The sequence below is a fragment of the Planomonospora algeriensis genome, from assembly GCF_977012225.1.
Genome location: NZ_CDRNDK010000038.1, coordinates 20,835 through 27,568 on the forward strand (window position 1 = coordinate 20,835; position 6,734 = coordinate 27,568).

5 protein-coding genes are annotated in these 6,734 nt (G+C 73.9%); all 5 read right to left on the reverse strand.

The window, feature by feature from the left end; all coding sequences use genetic code 11:
* Window positions 1-71 precede the first annotated feature (71 nt).
* Window positions 72-1,472, reverse strand: coding sequence for an ATP-binding protein (locus tag ACWJ6R_RS07015; RefSeq protein ID WP_449061398.1), 1,401 nt, complete (start codon window positions 1,470-1,472; stop codon window positions 72-74).
* Between the two features lie 58 nt (window positions 1,473-1,530).
* Window positions 1,531-2,007 carry an N-acetyltransferase family protein gene (locus ACWJ6R_RS07020; RefSeq protein WP_449061399.1) on the reverse strand — a complete coding sequence of 159 codons (477 nt, stop codon included), beginning with the start codon at window positions 2,005-2,007 and terminating at the stop codon, window positions 1,531-1,533.
* Between the two features lie 152 nt (window positions 2,008-2,159).
* A complete protein-coding gene (locus tag ACWJ6R_RS07025) occupies window positions 2,160-3,113 on the reverse strand; it encodes a CysS/YqeB C-terminal domain-containing protein (RefSeq protein WP_449061404.1) in 954 nt (317 codons plus the stop codon).
* Between the two features lie 257 nt (window positions 3,114-3,370).
* A complete protein-coding gene (locus ACWJ6R_RS07030) occupies window positions 3,371-5,218 on the reverse strand; it encodes a sigma factor-like helix-turn-helix DNA-binding protein (RefSeq protein WP_449061400.1) in 1,848 nt (615 codons plus the stop codon).
* Window positions 5,219-5,266: 48 nt separating this feature from the next.
* Window positions 5,267-6,734: UvrD-helicase domain-containing protein (locus ACWJ6R_RS07035; RefSeq protein ID WP_449061401.1), on the reverse strand; the 1,468-nt coding region annotated here is incomplete at its 5' end.

The following is a 6,734-nucleotide window of genomic DNA, read 5'->3' on the forward strand; positions in this document are numbered from 1 at the left end:
CCCCCGGAAGCCTCCGGCGACCTCGGAGGCCCGACGGCCCGCGACCGTGGAGAGCCGTCTCCGGCGGCCGTTCAGGAGAGATCCGGGGCGAAGACGTCAGCGGCGGTGACCGCGAGGAGGTCCGGGTCCGCGTTGACGACCGACTCGCGGGCGCAGACGGCATAGCGGAGGTCGTCGGGAGCGTCGGTGAGCCCCGTCGCCTTGGCGGTGAGCTTCCGGCGGAGCCTGGCCGCGTCCACTTCGCGGGCCCACTTGGACTCGCCCACCATGACGGGCACCTTGGTGCGGTCGCGTCGCCCGATCACCACGGCGTCGATCTCGTCCTGCCCGTCGGCCCGCCACCACGGACCTACAGCGATCACCGAGGGACCGAGCCGTCCGGCCACGGCCAGGCGCCGGAGGTGATCCCGGAAGGCCTCCTCGTAGACGGCTCCCATGTGACCGTCCAGGTCGGCGACGATCTCACCGACGACGGCCGGTCCCAGCCCGCGCTCGATCTCGGCGCGGTAGCTCTCGAGGACACCGAGATAGAAGGCGAGGAAATTGTCGGCGATCCGGTAGATCCTCCTGCGGGTGCGCCGGGGATCCTCGGTGACGGGGATCTGACGCTCCACCAGCCGCATCTGGATCAACCGGTCGAGCGTACGGCTAGGCTCGGCCTTGACCGCGTCGGAGATCTCCTGGTATTTGGTCTTCCCGGAGGCGATCGCGAACAGGATCGCGGCGGGCAGCGCACCCGACTCCGCCTCGGAACCCACCACCCGTTCCCCCTCGCTGAGCAGGAGAGAGCCGGGCATGCAGGCCAGCCGCCGGAGGTTGTCGCTCACCGGTGCGCTCTGGTCCCACCATTCGAGATACTGCGGCATGCCGCCGACCACGCCGTAGACCAGTGCGCGTTCGGCCGGTCGCAGGTCGGGCAGCATCGCCGCGGCCTCGCGCGGGCGGAACGGATGGAGCAGCAAGGTGAGATCGAAGCGTCCGTAGAGCGGCTCCCGGTAGTCCTGGATGGCCTCCATCGTCCGTACGGAGGAACCACAGATCAGGATGCGGAGCTGGGTCCTGCCGCGAGACCGGTCGAGGAAGGCCCGCAGGATCCCGGGCAGCGCGGGAGAGACGGCGATCAGCTCGGGGAACTCATCGAGCACCAGCAGGAGCGGCTCGTCGCGGGCGGCCAGGGCCAACTGCTCGAGCAGGTCCTCCCAGCGTTCGTACGGCCTGTTGATCAGGTCGCGCCCGGGGCTGGGAACCGCTGCCGCGACCCGGTGGGAGAGCTCCGCCAGCTCGTCCAGGACGGGACGGCGTGCCGCCGTGTGGAAGACGACCCGCCGTCCTGCGGAGAATCGTTCGATCAGCGCGGTCTTGCCGACTCTCCGCCGACCCCACAGCAGTGCGGGGCGGGGGAAAGAGCCGCCCCACCAGTGCTCCAGCGCCTCAAGCTCCGCTGTCCGGCCGACGAAACGCCCAATGCTCATGGCGGCAAACTAACATGGCATGCAACTAACGTCTGATGTTAGTTGCATGCCATGTTAGTTAGAGGGCCGTCTCCAGGACCGTGGAGCGGGTCGCGAAACCGTGGCGCAGGTAGAAGCGCACGGCGCCCTCGTTGCCGGCGTAGGCCGTCACCCCGGCGTACTGCGCGCCGTGCTCCCGGGCCCAGGCTCGGAACTCCGCCACCAGCCGTGCCCCGACGCCGCGGCCCCGGTAGGGCGGCTGGACGTACATGCTGCCGAGCGTCGCCACCGCGACCGGCCGCATCGCGGTGGGCCCGGACAGCGAACCGGTCAGGTGGCCGACGATCCGCCCCCCGTCGTCGGCGACCATGACCAGGCGGGCCGGGTCGTCCATCGCCGCGGCGAACCTGGCCGCGCCGTGCTCGCGCGGCCAGGCGATGTTCAGTGACGGGTCCCGCGTTCCGGCGTCCTCGGCGAACAGCGCCGCGCTGCAGGCCACCACCCCGTCCAGGTCCTGGGCCTGGGCGGGCCGTACGACAACACCGATCTCACTCATGAGACGGGACGCTAGCGGGCGGCACCGACATTCACCGCAGGCCGTCCCGGGTCGTCCAGAGCTCGTTCTCCGGGAAGCGCACGGCCGAGGCAGGGGGAAGCCGGGGCGGGAGGAGCACGTGCGCCTCCCGGAGAGGGAACCCGGGACTCCCGCTACCGGACCGTCCAGGACTGGCCCTGCGGGGTATCGGCGACCTCGACGCCCAGCGCGGCCAGCTCCCGGGCGAGCAGGTCGCAGGCGGCCTGGTCGCCAGCCTCGCGGGCGGCCCGGCGCCGCTCCAGCAGTTCGGCGGCGCCCGGCGGGAGGGTCGGGGCCGGCCGACGTCCAGCGGCAGATCCAGGCCGAGGACCTGGTCCAGGTGGAGGAAGGCCTCGAACCGCGAGCCCGGGGCGAGCGACTCGTCTGTCTCCATCTCGTCCAGCAGCCGCAGCGCCAGCGGCGTGTCGAGGTCGTCGTCGAAGGCGGCCTCGATCCGGGCGACCCGCTCGGCGGGCATCGGCCGGCTGGGGGACTCCGACCACTCCGCGACACGGGCCCGCCGGCGCCGCAGCGCCCGGTCGGCGGCGCGCAGGGCGTCCCAGGTGAGGTCCACCGGCTCGCGGTAGCGGTGCTCCAGCAGCGCCAGCCGTACGGCCAGCGGGTCGAGGCCCGCCGCGGCCACGTCCCCGAGGGACACCTCCGCCCCGGGGCTCCCGCCTCCGCCCTCGAAGCGCAGCGGCGCGCTGCGGACCGGCCGCCGGGCCGCCCCCGGGGCGACCGCCTCCAGCAGGACGGTCTCCTCGGGGGAGCTCAGCAGGACGTCCCCTCCGGCCGGGGGGAGGGCCTCGGAGACGACGGCCATCTCGGCGAGCAGGACGGCCGCCTCGCTCCCGCGGGGCGAGTGCTCGGGCGGACGCAGGTTCAGCGCCGTCGCGTCCGCGCGGAACACCTCCTCGTGGGAGGGCACGTACTCCCGGACGGAAGGCCCGCCCGAGCCGGGAGCCCCGCCGGTCTGCCCGGTAGCCCCGTCGTGGAGCCCGCCGGAAGCCCCGGAGCCGGTCCCGTGGAGCCCGCCGGGACCCCCGGCCACGCGGTGCAGGACGACCCGGAGCCGGTGCCGCTCGCACACCCGCCTGACCAGGTCCGCCAGGAGGTGCGGCCGCAGGTCGCCCAGCCGGGCGGGGCGGTCCGCGGGCGGGGCGCAGGTGTACATCCGCAGGGAGCGGGCACCCTCGGGCACGACCCGGTCGGTCCGGCCGCCGGGGTCAAGGAGTCTCAGCACGGAACGGCCCCCGTCGTCTCGTCGGGCGGCGCGCACCGGGAAGATCCACCGGGCGGCGTGCGCCGGGAAGATCTGCTGGGCGGTGTGCGCCGGGAAGGCCCATCAGGCGGTGCCCTCCAGGAAGGTGAGGATGTCGCGGTCGCCGCGGTCCCGCAGGCGGACCAGGACCTCGTCGCGGGCCGCGCCCTCGGACAGGCCGATGCGGCCGCCGATCAGGCGCAGGCCCTCGGCCTCCGAGGCCACCGGGGCGGTGTAGCCGATCAGGTGCAGGGCCCGGTTCAGCGCCGGGATGCCGGCGACCGCCGCGGGCAGGTAGCGGGTGAGCAGTTCGCCGCCGTCGGAGACCGTCAGGAAGACGTGGTCGCCCTCGGAGGCGCCCGCGGCCACCAGGATCGGGCGGATGGAGCCCATGGTCGGCTGGTTGTGCCAGCTGATCACCACGTCGCCCGACGGGGTGGAGGCGGTGAGCTGGCCTCCCGGGGCCATCCCGAGATAGGCGGCGAAGCCGGTGGGCAGTGGCGAGCCGGAGCCGCGCAGGTGCTCGGCGTTGACGTCCACCCGGTGCCACCAGCGGCCGTCCCGGCTGCGGAAGCAGCGGCGGGTCGAGGCGACGTCGCGGCGCGGCTGGTAGTCGCTCTGCTCGGCCCCGGCCACCCGGATCCACCCGCGCTGGGTGCGCTCGAATCCGGGACCGCCCGCGTAGGCGCGCACCGAGCTCTCGCTCACGTCGTAGCGGGAGGTCAGGTTGGTGACGATCGTGTTGACCGGCGCCTCTCCGCCGGCCCGCTCGATCTCCCGGGCGATCATCTCGCGGATGCCGAGGTACTGCTCGCCGCCCCAGCGCGTCAGGCCGTACTTGTTCCGGTCCAGCCGCAGGAACCGGTCGTCGGCGGTGAGCTGGTTGCGGATGCCGACCAGGCTGTAGTCCTCGCCGATGCGCTCCTGGATCTCCTCGGGGGTCAGCGCGCCGCCGGCCACCGCGAGCACGGCCTCGGCCTTGTCGTTGACGCTGCGCGGCCAGGGCACCACGTGCTCCTCCAGCACCCGCAGCTGGGGCACCGAGACGAGCCACCGCTCGGCCACGTCCTCGCGGATGCCGAGCTGGCTGACCAGCGTGACGGCCTCCGCCAGGGGCCGGGGCCCGTCGGTGAACAGCTGCCGGGTCTTCTCCCGCAGCTCGTCGGCGCCCCCCGCGACCAGCCACCCGTCGACCTGCTCGTAGCCGGTCAGCAGGGTCCGCACGAACCGCCAGGCCGGGATGGAGAGCGTCTTCAGCTCCGTGCGGTGCCACGGCACCGCCGCCGCGAGGTCGTCGGCGGGCACCGCCGAGCCGAGCCGGCCGCGCAGCCACGACACGTGCGCCACCAGCGGGGCCGCGTCCGGGCCGGAGAGCCAGGTGTCCACGTGGTCGCGCAGGTCGCGCTCGATCTGCCGGATGCGCTCGCGCGTCACCGAGAACCGCTGGGCCAGCTCGTCCAGCGTCACCCGCTGGGAGGCGTACAGGCGGTCCCGGGCGATGGCGCGCTGGCGCTCGTCCAGGGTGGCGAAGACCTCGTCGATCAGTTCCGGCAGCGGCCGGTCCGGCCGGGAGACCGGAACGGGGGCGACGCTGTCCTCGGTCACGGGTTCGAGCAGCCGCTCCAGCACCCCGGTGAAGAGCTTGTGCACGGTCTCGCGGCCGAGACCCTCGGGCGTGTGCACGCTCGAGGCCGGGTCGGCGAACCTGAGCAGGGGCAGGACGTCGCCGAGCATCAGATGGCCCCAGCACGACAGGGCGAGGTCGGCGAGCCGCCCCGCGACCTCGGGGGTCCCGACGACGGAGCAGGCACGCTCCAGCGGAAGCGCCTGCCACCACGCCTCGGGGAGGCGGGGGTCGTTGGCGATCGGCGCTACCTGGCCGGGAGAGGTCCAGCGCAGGGGTGGCGCGATGTCGCTCAGGCTGAGGTTCATTGGGGTCCAACCGGCAAGGGGAATGTATCCGCAGTTCAGAGTATGTGATCAGCTGGGAAGGAACGGGCTGGCCCGCCCGGAGTGGGAGACGTAGAGCAGTTCCCGCGCCCGGGTGCAGGCCACGTACAGCAGGCCCCGTTCGCGCTGGAGGTCGTGCGCCCGGGCCGAGAGGTCCTCCCCGGCCGGGGTGAGCGAGCCGGGGTCGGGCACCACCCCGTCGGCGACGCCGATCACGGCCACCCGCCGGAATTCCAGCCCCTTCATGCCGTGCAGCGTGGTCACCCGCACCCCCGAATCCCGCAGGGCGGCCCTGGCGTCCCGGACGAGCCCGGGGGTCCTGGCGGCGACGGCGATCTCCCGCGGAGGCACACCGTCCTCCCGGATCCACCGCCAGACGTGCGCTACCAGGCCGTTCAGCTCGTCCTCCGATGAGTCATAGGCGCGGACCACGGGATGCGGGCCGTGTCGGGTGGCGCGGAAACCGTACATCTCCTGCACTCCGGCCACCAGCCCGTCGGCAGGCCCGCCCCCGCGCAGCCGTACCCCCCAGGAGAGGATTTCCCCCGGAAGACGGTGGGACACCTGAAGCCGCTGCTGGACCGCGTCGATTCCGAGCGAGGCGAGCGAGACCCGGGTGTCGAGGACGCGCTGGTGCGGGTCGCCCACGATGAACAGGTCGTCCGGCGCGTGCGGCACCGCGGCGCGCAGCAGCCGCCACTGCACCGGGTGCAGGTCCTGCGCCTCATCCACCACGATGTGCCGGTACGGCTCCCGCCGGGGCGCGGCCTCCTCCAGCAGGTCGCCGGTGGTCTGGCCGAGCAGGATCGACGCCTCGGCGGCGAGCTGGAGCAGGGTGCGCTTGCCGCGCTCGGCCAGCCGCCCGGTGACGTGCTCGACCGCCGCCCACACGGCGGCGCGCTCGTCCGCGGGAAGTGCGACGCCGCGGCCAGGCCGGGGAGCGGACAGGTACTCGTCCAGGGTGCGCAGGTTCTGCGCCAGGATCACCTGCTCCCACTCGCGCAGCAGGAACGCCGGGCTGCGGCCGCCGGCCGCCTCCCGCCAGAGCGCGCCCAGCTCGTCCGAGGCGACCAGGACGGGCGGGTGCCCCTCGGCGTCGGAGACGATGCGGTGGGCCAGCCGGTCCACGTTGCCGACCTCGACGCGCTTGCGGACCACCCCGTCCTCGATGAGCAGGTCGAGCCGGGAGGACAGCTCGCCGCTCAGCCGCTGGGAGAAGGTGACCAGCAGGACCGGGCCCGCGCCGCGCGCGGCGAGGAAGACGGCCCGGTGCAGGGCGAGGAGGGTCTTGCCGGTGCCCGCGCCGCCGGTGACCAGGACCGGCCGGTCGTAGGACTCCCGGTGGGCGAGCCGGTACTGGACGGGGTGCAGGAACACGCACCAGCCGGGCGCGTCGAGCACGTGGTTCAGCTCGCGCGGGTCCGCGGCGAAGACGGCGCGGTCCGGGCTGCGCACGAGCGCGGCGGCGAGGTCGTCCGGGTCGATCGCGGCGGCGCCG